The organism is Alicyclobacillus pomorum DSM 14955 (assembly GCF_000472905.1).
In the GTDB taxonomy this organism is placed as follows: Bacteria; Bacillota; Bacilli; order Alicyclobacillales; family Alicyclobacillaceae; genus Alicyclobacillus_A; species Alicyclobacillus_A pomorum.
In genome coordinates this window covers 191,638-210,410 of sequence record NZ_AXAR01000001.1, presented here as the reverse complement: position 1 = coordinate 210,410, position 18,773 = coordinate 191,638, and the positions used below count along the sequence as shown (strand labels likewise).

18 protein-coding genes are annotated in these 18,773 nt (G+C 55.7%); 4 read left to right on the top strand and 14 right to left on the bottom strand.

Annotated elements, in window-relative coordinates; genetic code table 11:
* Positions 1-19 precede the first annotated feature (19 nt).
* The 3 genes from YWK_RS0100955 to YWK_RS0100945 all read right to left on the bottom strand — a co-directional run bounded on the left by YWK_RS0100955 (position 20) and on the right by YWK_RS0100945 (position 3,218).
* Positions 20-847 (bottom strand): carbohydrate ABC transporter permease, encoded by an 828-nt coding sequence (locus YWK_RS0100955; RefSeq protein ID WP_026963308.1) that lies wholly within the window; start codon positions 845-847, stop codon positions 20-22.
* A gap of 66 nt (positions 848-913) precedes the next feature.
* A complete protein-coding gene (locus YWK_RS0100950; protein ID WP_051374837.1) occupies positions 914-1,837 on the bottom strand; it encodes a carbohydrate ABC transporter permease in 924 nt (307 codons plus the stop codon).
* A gap of 82 nt (positions 1,838-1,919) precedes the next feature.
* Complete coding sequence (locus YWK_RS0100945) at positions 1,920-3,218, bottom strand: extracellular solute-binding protein (protein ID WP_035465658.1); 1,299 nt, start codon at positions 3,216-3,218, stop codon at positions 1,920-1,922.
* A gap of 190 nt (positions 3,219-3,408) precedes the next feature.
* Between YWK_RS0100945 and argH the strand changes: the two genes are divergently transcribed.
* A complete protein-coding gene (gene argH / locus YWK_RS0100940; protein ID WP_026963305.1) occupies positions 3,409-4,917 on the top strand; it encodes an argininosuccinate lyase in 1,509 nt (502 codons plus the stop codon).
* Positions 4,918-5,030: 113 nt separating this feature from the next.
* Here the strand turns inward: argH and YWK_RS0100935 are convergent, their stop codons facing one another.
* The 11 genes from YWK_RS0100935 to ispG all read right to left on the bottom strand — a co-directional run bounded on the left by YWK_RS0100935 (position 5,031) and on the right by ispG (position 15,917).
* Positions 5,031-6,443, bottom strand: a complete 1,413-nt coding sequence (locus YWK_RS0100935; protein WP_281172212.1) for a PTS fructose transporter subunit IIC — start codon at positions 6,441-6,443, stop codon at positions 5,031-5,033.
* A gap of 935 nt (positions 6,444-7,378) precedes the next feature.
* Positions 7,379-8,176 (bottom strand): bifunctional phosphoribosyl-AMP cyclohydrolase/phosphoribosyl-ATP diphosphatase HisIE, encoded by a 798-nt coding sequence (gene hisIE / locus YWK_RS0100920; protein ID WP_026963302.1) that lies wholly within the window; start codon positions 8,174-8,176, stop codon positions 7,379-7,381.
* A complete protein-coding gene (gene hisF, locus YWK_RS0100915) occupies positions 8,152-8,934 on the bottom strand; it encodes an imidazole glycerol phosphate synthase subunit HisF (protein ID WP_026963301.1) in 783 nt (260 codons plus the stop codon). Before hisF ends, hisIE begins: the two co-directional genes overlap by 25 nt.
* A complete protein-coding gene (gene hisA, locus YWK_RS0100910; RefSeq protein WP_026963300.1) occupies positions 8,928-9,683 on the bottom strand; it encodes a 1-(5-phosphoribosyl)-5-[(5-phosphoribosylamino)methylideneamino]imidazole-4-carboxamide isomerase in 756 nt (251 codons plus the stop codon). The genes hisF and hisA overlap by 7 nt, the downstream gene beginning before the upstream one ends.
* Positions 9,676-10,341, bottom strand: a complete 666-nt coding sequence (hisH, locus tag YWK_RS0100905) for an imidazole glycerol phosphate synthase subunit HisH (protein WP_026963299.1) — start codon at positions 10,339-10,341, stop codon at positions 9,676-9,678. The genes hisA and hisH overlap by 8 nt, the downstream gene beginning before the upstream one ends.
* A complete protein-coding gene (gene hisB / locus YWK_RS0100900; RefSeq protein WP_026963298.1) occupies positions 10,338-10,937 on the bottom strand; it encodes an imidazoleglycerol-phosphate dehydratase HisB in 600 nt (199 codons plus the stop codon). Before hisB ends, hisH begins: the two co-directional genes overlap by 4 nt.
* Positions 10,934-12,229, bottom strand: coding sequence for a histidinol dehydrogenase (gene hisD / locus YWK_RS0100895; protein ID WP_026963297.1), 1,296 nt, complete (start codon positions 12,227-12,229; stop codon positions 10,934-10,936). The genes hisB and hisD overlap by 4 nt, the downstream gene beginning before the upstream one ends.
* The gene (gene hisG, locus YWK_RS0100890; protein WP_026963296.1) at positions 12,226-12,864 is read right to left on the bottom strand and encodes an ATP phosphoribosyltransferase; all 639 of its coding nucleotides are present in this window, start codon (positions 12,862-12,864) and stop codon (positions 12,226-12,228) included. Before hisG ends, hisD begins: the two co-directional genes overlap by 4 nt.
* On the bottom strand, positions 12,861-13,922 hold the full coding sequence (locus YWK_RS0100885; RefSeq protein ID WP_026963295.1) for an ATP phosphoribosyltransferase regulatory subunit: 1,062 nt from the start codon (positions 13,920-13,922) through the stop codon (positions 12,861-12,863). Before YWK_RS0100885 ends, hisG begins: the two co-directional genes overlap by 4 nt.
* 190 nt (positions 13,923-14,112) lie before the next feature.
* Positions 14,113-14,772 (bottom strand): MOSC domain-containing protein, encoded by a 660-nt coding sequence (locus YWK_RS0100880; RefSeq protein WP_026963294.1) that lies wholly within the window; start codon positions 14,770-14,772, stop codon positions 14,113-14,115.
* A 53-nt stretch (positions 14,773-14,825) separates the two neighbouring features.
* Entirely contained in the window at positions 14,826-15,917 is a 1,092-nt protein-coding gene (gene ispG, locus YWK_RS0100875; protein WP_026963293.1) for a flavodoxin-dependent (E)-4-hydroxy-3-methylbut-2-enyl-diphosphate synthase, read from the bottom strand.
* A 158-nt stretch (positions 15,918-16,075) separates the two neighbouring features.
* Here ispG and YWK_RS0100870 point away from each other — a divergent pair, with 158 nt between their 5' ends.
* The 3 genes from YWK_RS0100870 (at position 16,076) to YWK_RS0100860 (ending at position 18,748) form a co-directional block, all read left to right on the top strand.
* Positions 16,076-17,143: a class I fructose-bisphosphate aldolase gene (locus YWK_RS0100870; RefSeq protein ID WP_026963292.1), complete on the top strand. Its 1,068-nt coding sequence runs from the start codon at positions 16,076-16,078 to the stop codon at positions 17,141-17,143.
* A gap of 130 nt (positions 17,144-17,273) precedes the next feature.
* Complete coding sequence (locus tag YWK_RS0100865; RefSeq protein WP_026963291.1) at positions 17,274-17,459, top strand: YjzC family protein; 186 nt, start codon at positions 17,274-17,276, stop codon at positions 17,457-17,459.
* 89 nt (positions 17,460-17,548) lie between these two features.
* Positions 17,549-18,748 (top strand): ornithine--oxo-acid transaminase, encoded by a 1,200-nt coding sequence (locus YWK_RS0100860; protein WP_026963290.1) that lies wholly within the window; start codon positions 17,549-17,551, stop codon positions 18,746-18,748.
* Positions 18,749-18,773: the final 25 nt, after the last annotated feature.

The following is an 18,773-nucleotide window of genomic DNA, read 5'->3' as shown; positions in this document are numbered from 1 at the left end:
AATCCTCGACTCCATCGAGTTAGCCCTTCACTCCGGTCAACGCGATACCCTCGACAATCCTTCTCTGGAAGACCAAGAAAACGATGATGATGGGTATCACCGCGAGGGTGCTCATGCCCATAATCGTGTTCCACTGAATGCCGCCGTTATCAGCACTCGCGTACAACGAAATACCAACCGGCAGTGTGCGCATCGGATCGGTGGTCGTGGCAATGACCGGCCATAAATATGCGTTCCAGTTCCCCAGAAACGTCAATATGCCGAGGGCAGACAGCGCTAGTTTGACCTGCGGCATGGCCACGCGCCACCAAATCTTGAACTCGCTTAAACCGTCGATTCGCGCCGCGTCCAACAAGTCATTTGGCACGCCAAGCATAAACTGACGCATCAGGAATACGCCGAACGCCTCCATCATGCCAGGAAACATCACGCCCCAAAATGTATCTATCCAGTTCAATTGACTGCCCATCACGTACCATGGAATGACCAACATCTCCGTAGGAATCATCAGCGTACTTAAAATCAATAGAAACACGGCGGTGACTCCAGGCACCTTGTACTTCGCCAAGGCATAGCCCGCGAGCGAGTCGAACACCAAACCACTGGTCGTCACGCACACCGCAACAATGAGGCTGTTCAGGTACCAGCGTAAATAATTGGTTTGTTGAAAGACGTATAGGTAACCGGACCAGTCTATCGAATGCGGAAAAAATGAAAACGTATAGAAGTCAGGTAGACTCTTGACGGACGACAAAAGCATCCACACGAAAGGGAGAGAAACAATCACGACCCCAATCCACAACACCATGTGGAGTGTCAAAGCCACAACATCAAACTTTCGTTTCATGTCCAGCAACCCTCGCTTCTCCTCGGCTATGTACCGCAGTCGCTGTCACACCTGGCCCCCGCTGCCCTAATACTCGTACGCTTTGTTGAGCACGCGCAGTTGCAAAACGGTCACCAAAAGGATGAAGAGAAAGAGGAACACCGCGATGGCGGATGCGTATTGCAAGTTAAAATTGCTGAAAGCGGAGTCGTACATGTAGACCACCACACTCAACGTACTGTGCAGAGGGCCACCCGCTTCTTGCCCGCTGCTGGCTGTCAGGTTCTCAATTTGCGTGAAAGTCTGCAACGCTGTAATGACACCCGTAACAGCCAAGAACACAATGGTTGGGTTGAGCAGAGGCCACGTCACACGCCAGAACGTGTTCCACTTTCCAGCACCGTCGAGTTGCGCCGCTTCGTAAAAATGGCGAGGCACGGCCTTGAGCCCAGCCAACAAGATCAACATGTTAAATCCAGCAGCTTGCCAGATCATCACAATACTTACGGACACCAGGGCCTGTGACGGGGAAGACAACCACCCCTGAGGCGGAATGTGAAACCAACTCAGCACTTCGTTCAACAAGCCCGTGTTCGCGTCGTACATCAGTCTCCATACCCAACTGACCGCCACCGTGGAGGTGATGTACGGTAGAAAGTACACCATACGATAGAACCACCGCAGGCTCTGGACCCGTTCCACGGCCAGAGCGATGCACAGGCCGATGGCCATTTGCAACGGTACTGTGATGACCACGTACAACAGTGTGTTGAGCGCCGCACGCCAAAACGTACCATCGTGTATCAATTGCTGGTAGTTGCTCAGCGTAAATCCAGACTCATTCTGCTCTGTAAAGGACATGGCGAAGGCGTAGATCATCGGAGCGATTCGAATGCACACAAAAAACAAGAGTGGAATGAGCAGAAAGGAATAGGCTGTCAAGGTACGTCTGGTCCGTAGCGTCACGCCCCGCAATGGTAACTGTGAGACGCTGACGGGTGTGGGCGTCATCCTCATCCCCCCTCTGTCGTGGCCAGAACACCGAGACAACCCAAGGGCTCTCCCCGGCGCCCGCCGCTGGTTGCGAACGACATCACGGTTTGTTGAAATACTGGTCGCGAATGGTCTGCTCTTGTTTCACCAAGTTTGCAAACGTCTGCTTGACATCTGCATGTTGAAGGTTGATCTTGCTCACCGCGTCAATCATATCCTGGCGTTCCTGTGTTTCATTGACAAAGAATGTGGCATGCGCGCTTTGCAACCCTTTGACAAACGGGCCGTAGATAGGGTCGCTGACTATCGACGAATCGTTCGACAGCGATTTCGCGGCAGGAAGCTCTCCAACGTTTTGCAGCCAGTCTTTCTCTGTGTCTTCGGAAATCAAGAACTTCAAGAACTTCTCGCTCGCCTCGAGCTTCTTCCCGGTGACCCCTTTGGCGATTCCATTCACCCAGAAAGACCCGAAGTTCGATTGCACGCCACCTGGCTTCAGCACCGGTATGGTTGTCACTCCCCAGTCGAACTTCGCCGCTTTCTTCACGGCTGCAATGTCAAACGATCCGTCAATCATCATGCCGGCCTTTCCGGCCTCAAACGCTGTGTTGTAGGCACTGAGGAACGAGTCTGACCCAATCTTGTCCTGCGTCTCCATGTCGGTCCAATATTGGAACGCGGCCAGTCCGTTCGGCGAGGCATCCCACAACACCTGCTTGCCGTCTTCGCTGAACGGCGTTACGCCGAACTGGCGCAGCAGAATCTCTTCAAACGTGTGATAGCCTTGGCCGGAAACATCCCAGGCGAAACCTTCCTGTTGGAACTGACCATTGGAATTGGTGATGGTCATCTTTTTCGCGTCTTGGATTAACTCGTCCCACGTGGTTGGTGGTTTGTTCGGATCTAGCCCTGCTTTTTGGAACAGATCCTTATTGTAGAAGAGCGCCAACGTCCGAACCGCCGTCGGCAGCGCGTAGTACTTCCCGTCCACGGCCGAAGTCTGCACCATCGGTATGTAGTAGTTCTTGATATCCACTGTGCTCATGAAGTCCTGCGGAATCGGTTGCAAGTACCCCTGTTTCACATATTGTGGAATCCAACCGTAGTAGAGGTTCAGCACATCCGGGCCCTTGCCCGCATGCATCGCCGCGGTCACCTTCTGGTTGTACTGGTCGTACGGAAAATCCTGTTCCACCACTTTGATGTCCGGGTTCTGTTTCTCAAATGCCTGGATCAGTTTTTTCATCTCCGTCACTTTGGATGGAAACGTGTACTGCCAGTAAGTAATGGTCACCTGGTTCGAATCGGTCCCGCTGTTGCCACCGCAACCGACGACGATGCCTGTCGCAAATAGGGTGGCGGAGCCGACAGCACAGAGCTTGGCCATTCCGCGATTCATTGTGAGTCCCCCCTTGAATTCGGCCTCTAGTTCGGCGAGTGTTCTATCCGCGTATCATCTATCAATTTCAATTTAATGAAATCATCTAACAATTGATGCATTGTCCTCGAGCAAAAACACTGTCGACACTCATTTATATTTAATTTCGAATCATATATTTAGATTGACAAATGACTTGGAGGCCAGCGAGATGAAGTTGAAAGAGGGTATTCTGAACCGTGAAGGGCATTCGTTCCCTGGCGCCACCTATGCCGAAGTCGTGCTCGCTCCCGCCTACGACAACGCCAAAACTGTCCTTCTGCCCCCCATGCTCGCAATCCATAAAGCACATCTCGTCATGCTGGTGGAACAATCCCTGCTCAAACGCCATGAAGCAGAGCGGATTATGAGTGGGATTCAGGCACTGGATATTCTGAAACTGCAGGAAACTGCCTACGATGGTCGTTACGAAGACTTGTTCTTTCTTGTCGAGAGTCAAATCATGCAAACTGCCGGCGAGATTGGTGGCAGTTTACATATCGCGCGCAGCCGCAACGACATGGGCGTCGCCATGTACCGGATGGCGCTGCGTCAACAGCTATTGGATACCATCCAATCCGCCTCTGCATTCTTACAGACGCTAGTGGATACGGCGAATCAGCATGTGGACACCATCATGCTCGGTTATACCCACACCCAACAAGCTCAACCGATGACGTTCGCCCACTACTTGACAGCCGTGTTTGATGCCGTCGCCAGAGACGTCAAACGTCTGCAAGCTGCCTACGACACTTGTAACCGCAGTCCGCTTGGGGCGGCGGCGTTGACCACCTCCGGCTTCCCGGTAAACCGGGAACGGGTGGCGCAATTACTCGGATTCAACGGCTTGGTAGAAAACGCATACGACGCCATCGGCGGGGCGGACTACCTGGGAGAAGCAGCAGCGGCATTGCAGGTGCTGTTTATCGGGATGGGGCGCTTTGTCCAAGATCTGCTGCTGTGGTCTACACAGGAATTTGGATCCATTCGGGTTGCAGACCCGTACGTACAGGTCAGTTCCATCATGCCTCAAAAACGAAACCCTGTGTCTTTGGAACACATTCGCTCGCTCAGCTCGAGTGGAGTTGGTCGTTGTATGACTGTCCTCCAAATGCTTCACAATACGCCGTTTGGCGATATCGTGGACACAGAGGACGACCTGCAGCCTCACCTTTGGCATGGTTTTCGCCTCTCGGATCAGATTCTGCGCCTCTGTGCTGTGGTTGTCGGGACGGTGGATGTGAACAAGGAGTTGTTGCTCAACCGCACCAAACACAGTTTTGCGACCATCACAGAGCTCGCCGACACATTGGTTCGGGAAGCCAACATTCCGTTCCGAAGTTCTCATGCGATTGCCAGTCACGTGGTGAAGATGGCGGTGGAACGACAACTGGACGCTTCACAGGTGACGAGCAGCTTGATTGACGAGGCCGCCTCCCAGGTGATAGGGCATCCGCTGCAGCTGTCTCCGGACATCGTCCAGCGAGCCATGGATCCTGTTCATTTCGTTGAGGTACGCAACGTGCCAGGAGGCCCCGCGCCCACCGAGATGCACCGCGCCTTGGCCGCAAGACAACGCCAACTGAACCACATCGCTTTTTCCGTCCGCGCAGAGGTCGAACGCTTGAAGGATGCCTCCACCTATTTGGACGCCGTTGCGAACGAATGGTGTCGAGGGTAATGCCCGTACTCGCACTCTCCTGCGCTGTTCGCGTCCAAATACAAAGGGACTGCCCCTCCGTGCTGTCGGCACTTTTGGAGCAGCCCCTTCGGTGCTCATATCTCTCGCGTTTCTTATTCTGTCACTTCTTTTTTCAGCGCATTGACGAGAAGCGCGGTGACCACAATGCCAACGAGAATGGCCACAAAGAACATCGGAACGTTGTCCACAGCCCGTACCACAGCAACGACGGGTCCACCGTGCGGCACGTGATCCGTGACACCAGACAGCATGGCAATCACGGAACCGACCATGGAACCAATCATAATGCTAGGAATCACGCGCAGCGGATCCGCAGCTGCGAAGGGGATGGCACCTTCCGTAATTCCCACAAGTCCCATGGCAAACGCCGCCTTGCCTGCCTCGCGTTCTTCCTTGGTATAGCGTTTTTTACTCAGGAACGTAGCGAGCCCCATGCCGAGCGGCGGAATACAAATCGCCACGGCAATCGGTCCCATGATAAAGTACTGGCCGCTTTGAATCATGGCAGAGCCAAACAGAAATGCAACCTTGTTGACAGGTCCACCCATGTCAAAGGCAATCATGGCACCGAGAATCAGTGCCAGCACAATTTTACTTGCACCCTGCATGCTCTGCAGCCAGGACTGTAGGTCGGAGAACACCATCGCAATCGGATAACCAAGCACCCAGATGAATATGGCCGCGACAATGGCACTGGANATAATTGGAATGACAAGAATCGGCATGATAGGTTGAATCATCTGCGGCACTTTCCAGGATTTAATCCACTTTGCTACGTACCCTGCAAGGAAACCTGCCACAATGCCGCCGAGAAATCCGGCACCTGCAGTGCTGCCGTAGAAACTTCCGTTTGCGGCGATATACCCGCCAATCATGCCTGGCACAAGTCCAGGTCTGTCGGCAATGCTCGTGGCGATGAATCCAGCAAGAATGGGCACCATGAAGGTAAACGAAGCAGTACCAACCTGCAATACGTGGTCCCAGAAAGAGCCCTGTGTGACAGCCATCCCATGTGCCGTCGGATGACCGCCAAATCCCAACGAAAGCGCAATCAACAACCCGCCGACGACGACGAAGGGAATCATATACGACACACCGTTCATCAAATGCCGGTAGATAGGGTTCTGTTTCGACTTGCGCTCTTTCTTCAATTCTTCGATAGACTTCAAATGGTCTCGGGACGCTTGTCCATATACTGGAACCGTTCCGTTTTGAAACTCAACAATCAATTCCTGTGGGCGCTTGATACCATCGGCTACCGGAACCTCGAGAACTCGCTTGCCTACAAACCGAGACTTGTCCACCGTTTTGTCCGCGGCAATGATGATGCCATCCGCCGCGGCAATTTCTTCAGCGGTCAATTCGTTTTCAACGCCGATGGAACCTTGCGTCTCCACCTTCATTTCAATACCCAATTCCTCGGCGGCCTTGGCGAGCTTTTCGGCCGCCATATACGTATGCGCAATTCCATTTGGACAAGATGTGATGGCCAAAAGTTTCACCATATTCGCCCCCTCGATAAAGCGCTTTTATCAACTTAGATCATGTCGTATCAAATCTCAATATAAGTCTCCACGTGTTTCCGCAGATTTCGGAAAAAACGGGACTTATATCGCTTTCCGCCCCGGACATACGCATGATTTTTCTAGGTTGTTCGGAACACGCCAACACGCGCGCTAATTCTTTCATGGAAATATACGAGTTTTCATTCAAAAGGATGGATATTTCTCTTTTTTGCCGGGGATTCATACGTCCATCGAATGCATCGTAACCTCGATACAGTTCGGACGTCTGAACACATTCTACGAATTCTCGGGGCAAAGTCAAATGTGGAGGGTGACGGACGTATCACCCTCCATCCGTTCGTTTTGCAAACAGAGCTTAAGCGTCGACAGAGGGGAACTCTATCCTACGCAGACAATGAGGACACTCAGCCACCGGAAGACCGCTTTGGAGTTTGAGTGTGCTGATGCGAAAGACTTCGTCACAATGTGGGCAGGTGCAATACGTCTCCTTCTCGTTCACCATGTGGTTGAACTCAAGCTCCATGAGTTCGGACCTCCTTTCTCGATGCACTTCATACAGTATTTATATGAATAGACGCTGTAATCCCACGCAAAGTTACAAATTTTCTGTGAACGATTTGCAAAATTTCGATATCACTAAGTTCAAGCACACGGTGTTCAGGCAAGCATGAATCATTTCCGTATGCTGAACACCTTCAGAAAGCGACGCAAAAATCCAGTCGACGAGATTATTGTCGACTGGATTTCGTTTCAAAATACCAGGGGTAGTGATTTTCGCATCTGGGATTGAACTTCGATTGACACGCTGGACACTCGTAGTCACACCTTTGACCTCGACGCCGTGTATGTTCATACCGTGCTCCTTCTCCCCGATGGTGACGATTCGGTGCGGGTGTTGTCAAAAGACCCACAACTTATCTCTCTCGGCTCTGCAACACGTGGCAGACGTCGGCTGGAGACAGTCCGGCCAACTTCCACAGTGCGAGCAAATGATACAACAGATCTGCGCTTTCTTCCGCAAGTTCAGCTTTGCCCGCCTCGGACTGAACCGCATTTTTTGCAGCAATCGCCACTTCCACGGCTTCTTCGCCAACCTTTTTCGCCACCTTGTCCATCCCGTGCGTAAACAGGTACGTCGTGTAAGATCCCTGGGGGCGATGCTCCCATCGGTCGGTCAGAACCGTCCACAGGTGGTCAAGGGCCTCGCTGAGACATGTCGCGTCGTTGTCTGAAGATGCAGCGCGGGTGACTTCCTCCCCGTTCACGGCGGACGTGTGACTTGTTTCCGCGGGCGACACCGCATCGTCCCATGCCGTCACGGCTTCGTGGGACGTCCTCGTCTCTTCCGCAGTCTCTCCTTTGTGTTCAACGCGCTGATAAAAACAGCTGTACTCTCCGGTGTGGCAAGCCGGTCCGGCTGGATCCACCAAATACAGTACGGCGTCTCCATCGCAGTCCAGGCGCACTTCGACCACGCGCTGAACGTTTCCGCTTGTGGCGCCCTTGTGCCAATAGTCGCCTCGCGACCGACTCCAAAACCACGCTTGGCCCGTGCCGAGCGTGCGTTTCAACGCCTCTCGGTTGGCGTAGGCCAACATCAGCACGGCCCCCGTCCCTTGATCCTGGACTACCACCGGTACGAGCCCCGTTTGCGCATCATACCGGACGCTTTCGAGCGCCGTCGCCGTCAGTTGGCCCACTTTGCGTTCCATCGCACCGGCACCCCTTTCTGCTTGAGGTAGGACTTGACCTGACCGATGGAGGTCTCCGCAAAGTGGAAGACACTCGCCGCGAGCGCCGCGTCGGCCTTCCCTTCCGTGAGCACTTTCCAGAAGTGTTCCTTCTTGCCGGCGCCACCACTCGCAATCACCGGCACGTTCACCGCTTCCGACACCATTTTGGTCAGCGTAAGATCATATCCTTCACGCGTTCCGTCCTGGCGAAAACTCGTGAGCAGAATCTCTCCCGCTCCCAGTTCTGTGACGCGGCGCGCCCACGCAATCACGTCCATGCCCGTGCCGACTTTTCCCCCCTGAATCATCACTTCGTAGGTACCCATCTTCGCATTCAAGTTTGCGTCGATGGCCACGACCACGCACTGCTCCCCAAAGCGGTGAGCGGCTTCCTTGATCAACTGCGGATTGCGCACGGCCCCGGTGTTGATGGACACTTTGTCGGCACCCGCCAAGAGCAGTGCGCGGACGTCGTCGACCGTAGACACCCCCCCGCCGACCGTGAGCGGAATGTTCACTCTGTCCGCCACCTCCGCGACAACGCGATGCGTCGCCAAGCGTCCCTCTTCGGAAGCAGAGATGTCGAGCAGGACCAACTCGTCGGCACCTTCGCGGGAGTACCGTTCGGCGAGGGCAAGCGGATCGCCCGCGTCCCGGCGATTTTCCAGAAAGCCTACGTGTTTCACGACTCGCCCGTCCAGTACATCAAAGCATGGGATAATCCGTTTCGTCAGCATGACTTCGCCTCCTGCAGCGCTGCGAACGCCTCCGTCAGGGAAAGGGTTCCGTCGTAGATGGATCTGCCCGCGATGACTCCGGCGAGCCCCGCAGCCTTCGCTGCCAGCACGTCCTCAAGATTGCGAATGCCACCGGAGGCAATCGCCTGAATCCCCGTCGTTTGGATCTCTGCCGCGAGTGGCAGATTCGCCCCTTGCAATGTCCCATCCCGTTCCACGTCGGTGACCAAGGCGTGCCTTACCCCGACTCCGTACAGGGTCTTCGCCAGGTCCACGAGGGACGTTTCGGTCTGCTCCAGCCACCCTTTGACCGCGAGCTTTCCCTTGCGACCATCCAGGCCCACCACCAAGGCGTCGCTCCCAAACCGGTCAACCACATCTGTGACCCACTCCATCCGAGTTGCGGCGGTCCCAACGACGCACCGTTTGACGCCGCAGTCCAGCCAGCGCTGCATGGCTTCCACCGTGCGAATGCCGCCGCCCACCTGGACAGACACGTTCGCCTGCGCGGCTCTCTCGACGATAGCGGCAATGACATCGACATTCTCCGGAACCCCTGATTTGGCCGCGTCCAAGTCCACCACATGCAGCCACTGAGCCCCTTCTCGGATCCACCGCCCTGCAACGTCGACGGGGTTGGCACTGTACTCCGTCTTGGCGGCGTAGTCGCCCTGTAGAAGTCGAACGCAGCGGCCGCCGAGAATGTCAATCGCCGGGTACAGTTCAAACGTTTGCGTGGGTTCAGCCATGTGCCATCCCTCCCTGTTCCATCTGCCAATCTCTGCAGATTTGAACGAAGTTGCGGAGAATTTGCTCTCCAACTTCACCGCTCTTCTCCGGGTGGAACTGCGCGCCGTACACGTTGCCCTTGCCTACGACGGCAGGCACCAAGGTCCCTCCGTAATCCGCCCCAGCCAGCAAGTGGCGAGATTCCTGCAGCACGGCGTAGTACGAATGCACGAAATACACGAAATTTCCTTTTTGTATGCCAGTCAGCAACGGGTGGTCGGCCACTTGCATGAGTTCGTTCCAACCCATGTGCGGAACTTTCACCTTGTCGTCAAAGCGCACGACTCGCCCTGGGAAGACGCCCAATCCCACGTGCAATCCGTGCTCTTCACTGACCGAGAACAAGAGCTGCATTCCAAGGCAAATCCCAAGCAACGGTCGACCTTCTCGCACCACGTTGCGAACCGCTGTGAGCAGCCCGGAGACCCGCAACTGAAACATGGCGTCGCCAAATGCACCTACGCCCGGCAGAATGACGCCGGCCAAATCGTCCCTCTCCGCCTTCAACGCCTCAAAATCCGCGCCGCGGGCAACGACCACGGTATCTTCGCCAGCCCGCGCAAATCCACTTCGCACGCTCGAGAGGTTGCCGATGCCTAAGTCTAATACCGCAATCACTCTAATACCCCTTTCGTGCTCGGCACACCACCGTCGTCCGGCGCTACCGCCAGCCGCAAGGCTGCGCCAGTTGCTTTGAACAAGGCTTCTACCATGTGGTGACTGTTCTCTCCATAGAGTATCGCCAGGTGCAGCGCCATCCGCGCCTCGTTCGCAAAGGATTTAAAGAACTCTCGCACCAGCTCCGTGGGAAACGTCCCTATGCGCTCCGCCGGAATCTCCCCCAGCAGGACAAAGGCGGGACGGCCGGACAAGTCAATCACCGCTCTTGCCAACGTTTCGTCCATCGGCGTGTGGCGTTCTCCGTACCGGCGAATACCCCGCTTGTCGCCCAGCGCAGTGTGCAACGCTTTACCGAGACACAATCCGATGTCTTCGACGAGATGGTGGTCATCCACGTCCACATCGCCTGTGGCGTGAATGGAGAGATCGAAATGGCCGTGTGCCGCGAACAGGTGCAACATATGACGTAAAAACGGCACTGGGAAATCGAGCGCTGCTTGACCGCTGCCGTCGAGGCGAAGGGTGAGCTCAACGGACGTTTCGCCCGTCACGCGCTCAATTTTCGCTTCCCTCGGCTGATTCCGTTCATTCATCCTTCTTCCTCCTGCATCCGAATCTCCACGGCGCGGGCGTGCGCCTGCAGCCCTTCCGCGTGGGCCAACGTGCAAATGTCCATTGCGTGCGCTTCGAGTGTGTGCTTCGCGTATTCCACGTAGGACATGCGCCGAACAAAGTCGTCCACACCGAGGCCAGATGCAAAGCGCGCGGTCCCAAACGTCGGCAGGACGTGGTTAGTACCCGCGTAGTAGTCGCCGACCGACTCCGGCGTGTACGGTCCGAGGAACACGGCACCGGCCGTGCGGATGTTCTTCAGCCACTTGTTTGGATTTTGCACCATCAACTCCACGTGCTCCGGCGCTGCCGCGTTGACCACCGCCACCGCCTGGTCCAGGTTGTCAGCCACCACGAGAGCTCCCCACGCTGCCAGAGATTTCTCCGCAATCTCCCGCCTTGGCAACTGCTGTAGTTGCTCCGCAAGAGCCACTTCGACAGCATCCGCCAAGGGCGCATGCGTGGTGATGCAGACCGCGCCAGCCTCTGGATCATGCTCCGCTTGAGCCAACATGTCTGCGGCGACGTACGCGGGATTGGCCGAAGCGTCCGCCACAATGAACACTTCACTTGGGCCGGCAATGCTGTCAATGCCCACGTCCCCCGACACCATTCGCTTCGCATAGGCCACATAGGCATTGCCGGGCCCGACAATCTTGTCCACCGGACGAATACTTTCCGTACCATATGCGAGCGCCGCAATCGACTGAGCGCCACCCATGCGATAGACTTCCTGTACGCCGAGGAGGTGCGCAGCGGCCATGACGAGCTGATGCGGGTACCCCGTGTCTGGCTGTGGTGGCGACACCAACACAATTTCCTCGACACCCGCAACCTGCGCGGGAATCACGTTCATGAGGACGGTCGAAGGATATGCGGCTCGACCGCCTGGTGCGTAGACCCCGACTCGGTGAAGAGGTCGCCAGGTCATCCCTAGCCGCTCCCCATCTTCCCCGATGTATTCAACATCGCGTCGCTTCTGCAACTCGTGAAAGTGGCGAATCCGGTCCGCCGCGCGTTGCAGCGTTCCTTGCAAATCCGGGCTGAGCCGAGCCCACGCCTCAGCGAGTGCGTCGTGAGGGACACGCAGTTGGAAATGCGGGTGGTCTGCAGCAGCCACTCCGTCGAACTGCGCTGTGAAGGTACGTACAGCTATGTCTCCATCGATACGGACGGTCTGCAGGATGCGCGCCACAACATCCGCCAACGACTTGTCCATGCCTTGTTCCCTTTTCCAACGCCACGCAGCCGCCGATGCCCGTTGAACCTTCATCTCCCCACCTCCGCTGCCAACACACTCGTGATACGCCTGGATATCTCGTCAACCAGGTTTCGCTTCATGCGATAGCTCGATCGATTGGCAATCAACCTCGCTGATACATCGAGCACTTCGTCAAACACCACCAGACCATTGGCCGCCAACGTCGCGCCAGTTTGGACCAAGTCAAAAATCCTGTCGGCCAGTCCAATCACCGCTGCCAGCTCAATGGAGCCGCTGAGCGTGACCAACTCCACCGATACCCCTTGACTGCGAAAATACTGATCTGCCAATCGTGGATACTTCGTGGCAACTCGGCGTGGACGCGTGTCTTTGTCCTCCGGCCTGCCTGCCACGCATAGCTTGCACTGGGCCGCCTGCAGATCCAACAACTCGTACACGTCTTTCGGATTTTCTATGAGGACGTCTTTGCCGACAATGCCGATATCCGCCACGCCAAAGGATACGTAGGTCGGGACATCCGCCGGCTTGGCCAACAAAAACCGCACAATGCCGTATTGTTCGGACGATTCTTCAAACACCAAGGCGCGGCTGTCATCCAAGTCTGCGGGCACAGGCAGGTTTGCCGCCGTCCACAAAGGCAGGATGCCCTCCAGCGTGCGACCTTTCGCCAAAGCGATGGTGATCATCTCACGTCCCCCTTCCCCATGGACTCAGCCAACCAGCGACCATCCGTCAAGGCGGTCAAGAGCCGCTCGACTTCAAACGTGAAGCCCACGGCGGGCGCGGGAGAACCAAACTGCGCAAGGAGGTCGTCGTAACGGCCACCCAATGCGACGGGCGCGCCGACGCCAGGCACGAACACTTCGAAGATAATTCCGGTGTAGTACGACAAGTCTCGCGTCAAGGTGAAGTCGAAAGACAGGTGTTCCGTCAGCCCTTGTACCGCTAGGACCGAGGCAAATTCCGTCAATTCGTCCCACAGTTTCCACACGCGCTGCGTGGTCGGGTTATCTTCCCGACTGTACGTCAGGAAGGCCGATAGAGAGCCATGGTCTAACGGATTGACTTGGGCCAACGCACCAAGTACGTCTTCCGTAATGCCGTAGTCGGCATGAACCTGCCGAAACCCGACATAGTCCCCACGGATGAGGTACTGCATCAGCGTTTCCCTGGCTTCCTGGGAAAGGCCGAGCACTTCGAGCAGGCTGGCCGTCAATTTCGCGTGGCTGACGACCATCTGCCAATCTGCAAGCCCTAGGTGCTCTACCGACCGCTGACACAGTGCCAACAGGTCCACGTCTGCCCTGTTAGCCGCTGGGCCAATCCATTCCACGCCTACCTGCGTCGACTCGGCAGCCTTGCCGCTCACCCAGGACAGCGACGCGGGGTCGTTGGACCGGCGAAACACTTTCTCCGCGTAACACCAGCGAATTTCCTTTGTTCCACTCGCGACAAGTGGAGCAGCCATGCGCGCGATGGACGGTGTCATGTCTGGGCGCAGGGCAACCATGCGCCCGTTCGGATCGAACCAACGCAGCCAGTCGTCTGCTTCCTGCACCTGCCGTCCGCGCAATAGCGTATCCACATACTCAAAGGCGCCGCTCGACACCATGTGGTACCCGTGCTGCTCGAAAAACGCCAGCAATTTTGACTCAATATCCCGTCGGTATTTCGCCTGCTCTGGATACACGTCGCGCATCCCAACAGGCTGTTCAGCCCAGGTTTGAGGAAGGTCAAAGGTCACAGAGAATCACGTCCTGTGTGTAAAATTCGATGACGTAGACGTACATGGAAATGACGATACTTTAGTTTGCTAATAAGATAAAGCATATGGATGATTGTATTCGTTTCTTCATACAGCGTCAACTGAAATGACGGGGATATACGAAAAGCCTTCCCCAAATCGGAGAAGGCTCCTCATGTATACGTCGGCTCTATTGTCCCGCCTCCAGCAACATCTCTTTCCAATCGGCGGACAGGTAGGGGCACTGACCCAGCGCTCGCGCCGCTTCCGGATTCTTCTTCCGTTCTCGCGCCACTTCGTGCGCCTTGGTCACAGTCCATTCGGGATACGGCCGTTCTTGCAGGACGAGCTCCATCCCGGCTTCCACGAACCCTTCCTGCAGTACGCGCATATACCAGCCCGTCCGACCGGTTTTCTCGGCGCTTGCCGCCAGACCAGGAATCCCGTGGCGTCGCGACAGCTTCCAGCACGGCTTCCGCGGTTGAGAGACCTGGACGAGCACCGGACCAAGACGGTAGACATCTCCAATGCACACGGTATCCTCGCACAATCCGGCCATCGTGAAGTTCTCACCGAACGCGCCATGTTCAAGCGGAATCCCAAGTTCGGATTGCCACTGTGGGTAATAATCGGCACTGTACCCGAGAATGGGTCGGTCCACACCGCCGTGGTAGCGTAAATCGGCTTGGCCGTCGTCGTCCAAGTTGAGTTTTCCTACCCAAATCGGCCCTTGCACCGGCGCTTTGTATATCCCGGACATCCAGGTTGACTCCTTCTCATCCTGTCCTGCGTCCTCACGGTATACCTGTGGTTTGCCAACCTGAATGGAAAGTAGAGTATAACTCTGCATGCGTCGACGCTCCCAGACATCAGACGTACGGTTAGAAATTCCCTACCTGGTGGTTACGCCCCGTGCAGGGACCCCGTTTCCTGGTAGTGCTTCGCCATGCGGTCGATTTCTTTTTTCAACTCCGTGACCAAGTCCGCCTCCGGAATCTTGCGGACAACCTCTCCTTTACGGAACAGCAACCCTTCTCCACGCGCGCCGGCAATACCAATATCCGCTTCGCGCGCTTCCCCCGGGCCGTTCACTGCACAGCCGAGCACCGAAACCTTAATCGGCGCTTTCACCGTTTGCAGGTACTCTTCCACCTCGTTCGCAATCGAAATCAGGTCGATGTCGATTCGGCCGCAGGTTGGACAAGACACCAACGTCGCGGCATTCGAAATCAGCTGGAACGTCTTCAATAGTTCGCGGGCCACTTTGACCTCTTCCACCGGATCCGCACTCAGCGAGACGCGAATCGTGTTTCCGATGCCCATGGACAGCAATGTACCCAATCCAGCCGAACTCTTGATGGTGCCGCTGAACAGCGTCCCTGATTCGGTAATGCCCAAGTGCAACGGGTAATTGAACGTCTCCGCTGCCAGTCGGTAGGCCTCAATGGCCAGAGGTACGTCAGAGGCTTTCATGGACACAATGATGTCGTGGAAGTCCAAGTCCTCGAGAATCTGAATGTGGTGCAGTGCGCTTTCCAGCATGCCCTGCGCCGTCGGGTAGCCGTACTTCTCCAAAATGTGTCGTTCCAGCGATCCCGCGTTCACACCGATGCGAATGGGAATCCCGCGCTCCTTGCACGCCTTCACAACGGCCTCTACCCGTTCGCGCTTCCCGATGTTACCGGGGTTAATGCGCACTTTATCAATGCCGTTCTCAATGGCCTTTAACGCCAATCGATAGTCGAAGTGAATGTCTGCGACCAGCGGGATGTGGATCTGCCGCTTAATTTCCTTGATGGCGTCTGCCGCCTCGTTGTTGTTCACCGTGACGCGGACAATCTCACACCCGGCCTCTTCCAGCCGATGAATTTCCGCGACGGTGGCTTTGACGTCCGCCGTTTTTGTCGTTGTCATACTTTGTATAATCACTTGGTTCGATCCGCCAATGGTCAAGTTCCCGACCTTCACGGGTCGCGTATCTTTTCGATGAAACATGTCTGCTCTCCCCAAGTTAAGGTCTTGTTCTTACTCCCTCGTCATTATACACCAATTCCATTAGCGTTTTGCCGCGCGAATCTGGTACATTAATGGAGGTAGACAAGGGTCACCGCTATGTTACCTACCCAACATCATGAAAGTAGAGGTGTCCAACTGTGTTGGATCAAATCATGTCGTACCTCGGACCGGAAGCGGAATCGCTCCTAACCCACACTTGTAACACTATTCCGAAATCGGCGCTGACGCTGCCGTCGCCAGACTCCGTCAACGAAGTCTTCGGCGGATCAAACCGCAACAACCAAGTGCTGCGCAGCCTCCAATCCATGATGAGCACAGGTCGTTTGGCGAACACGGGTTACGTCTCCATCCTGCCAGTCGACCAAGGCATCGAACACTCGGCAGGGGCCTCGTTTGCGAAGAACCCGGCGTATTTCGACCCAGAGAACATCGTCAAACTCGCCATCGAAGGTGGTTGTAACGCGGTCGCATCCACACTCGGTGTGCTTGCACTGACGTCGCGCAAGTACGCCCACAAAATCCCCTTCATTGTGAAAATTAACCACAACGAGTTGCTCACATATCCGAATAAGTTCGACCAAGTCATGTTTGCAAAGGTTCGTCAATGTTGGGAGCTGGGCGCCGCAGGTATCGGTGCCACCATCTACTTTGGGTCCGACCAATCCACGCGGCAGCTTCAAGAGGTCAGTGAAGCGTTCGCGCTCGCCCATGAACTCGGGATGTTCACCGTGCTCTGGTGCTACCTGCGGAATCCGGAGTTCAAGCAGGGAGGCGTGGACTACCACTTGGCAGCCGACTTGACGGGTCAGGCCAACCATCTCGGCGTCACCATTGAAGCAGACATCATTAAGCAGAAGTTGCCGGAAACGAACGGCGGATTCAAGGCCTTGAACATGGAAGGCAGCAGCTACGGAAAGACGGACGAACGGATTTACACGGAGTTAACGACAGAGAATCCGATTGACCTCACGCGTTACCAAGTGGCGAACTGCTACATGGGCAAAATTGGCCTCATCAACTCTGGTGGTCCGTCCGGTCAGAATGACTTCGCAGAAGCAGTGAAAACTGCGGTCATCAACAAGCGCGCCGGCGGCATGGGGTTGATCTCCGGCCGTAAGGCGTTCCAACGTCCGATGGAAGAGGGCGTCAAACTGCTCAACTTGATTCAGGACGTCTACCTCTGCAAAGACATCACCATCGCTTAATCTTGGACAAGCACCAAGGGCGCGGCTGAACATGCTGCGCCCTTTTCGTTTGGTGCAGTGAGCAAATTGGATCCCGCCCTTGCGGATGATGGTGCCTCAATCCCTCCATACTACTGCTGGGGGTGATGACATGGGGCAGGAAAACCAATTTAAACCCGGTTGGGAAGTTCCGAACGACGGCGAGTACGTGGAAATCGGTGAACACCCGGATAGCGGAAACCTCCACAACCCACGGAAAATTCGTCTGCATAAAGGGGATACATTTCCAGAAACCACCAACACCAACCGAAAGTGGACGCGAAACCGCAACAAGTGATGACGACACAGCGGACTCGCCGCCCAACGTTGGCAGGCGAGTCCGCTTACTGCATATAGATAGGACGCGCATGGCCAAGGAGGGTCGTCATGCACAACACAAAATCCACGGAGATTATCTCTATAACGGAGAAGTACGGGGCACACAACTACCATCCACTGCCGATTGTCATTTCCAAGGCGGAACGCGTTTGGGTGGAAGATCCGGATGGAAACCGATACATGGACATGCTCAGTGCGTATTCTGCCCTCAACCAGGGACACCGTCACCCGAAAATCATTCAAGCACTGAAAGACCAGGCAGACCGGGTGACGCTCACCTCACGCGCGTTTCACAGCGACCAACTGGGACCATTTTACGAGAAACTGACCAAGGTGACAGGCAAAGACATGATATTACCCATGAACAGTGGAGCGGAAGCTGTGGAAACGGCCGTGAAGGCTGTCCGCCGCTGGGCGTACGATGTCAAAGGGGTACCGGACGACCAGGCCGAAATCATCGTCTGCACCAACAACTTCCATGGACGGACAGTGACCATGATCTCCATGTCTTCTGCCGAAGCGTACCGCCGCGGCTTTGGCCCCCTCACACCGGGCTTCCGGATTATTCCGTACGGCGATATTGAAGCGGTGCGCCAGGCCATTACGCCCAATACGGCGGCATTTTTGGTGGAACCGATTCAGGGCGAAGCCGGTATTCTCATTCCCCCGCAGGGGTACATTGCGAAGGTGGCAGAACTGTGTCGGGAAAACCACGTACTGTTTGTCGCAGATGAAATTCAAACGGGTTTCGGCCGCACCGGCAAACTATTTGCGTGTGATTGGGAAAACGTCGTTCCGGATGTGTACGTGATGGGTAAGGCCCTTGGCGGCGGTGTCTTCCCCGTTTCCGCCGTTGCCGCGAATCAGGAAATCTTGGGTGTGTTCGAGCCAGGTTCGCATGGCTCGACGTTTGGCGGAAATCCGCTGGCATGCGCAGTCGCCATCGCGGCACTCGACGTCATTCTGGAAGAAAACCTGCCGGAGCGTTCGCGAGAGCTCGGCGATTACTTCCTGAAAGCGCTCAAGGCGATGCATAACCCAAATATCAAGGAAGTACGAGGAAGAGGACTCTTCATCGGCCTGGAACTGCATGGTCCTGCGCGACCATACTGCGAAGCGTTGATGCGAAAAGGCCTGTTGTGCAAAGAGACACATGAGAACGTCATACGCTTCGCCCCGCCCTTGGTCATTACGAAAGACGAACTGGACGAAGCGCTGGCGAAAATCCGCGACGTCCTATCGGCGTAAAGAGACGCGGCGAGGGGAATGTCCT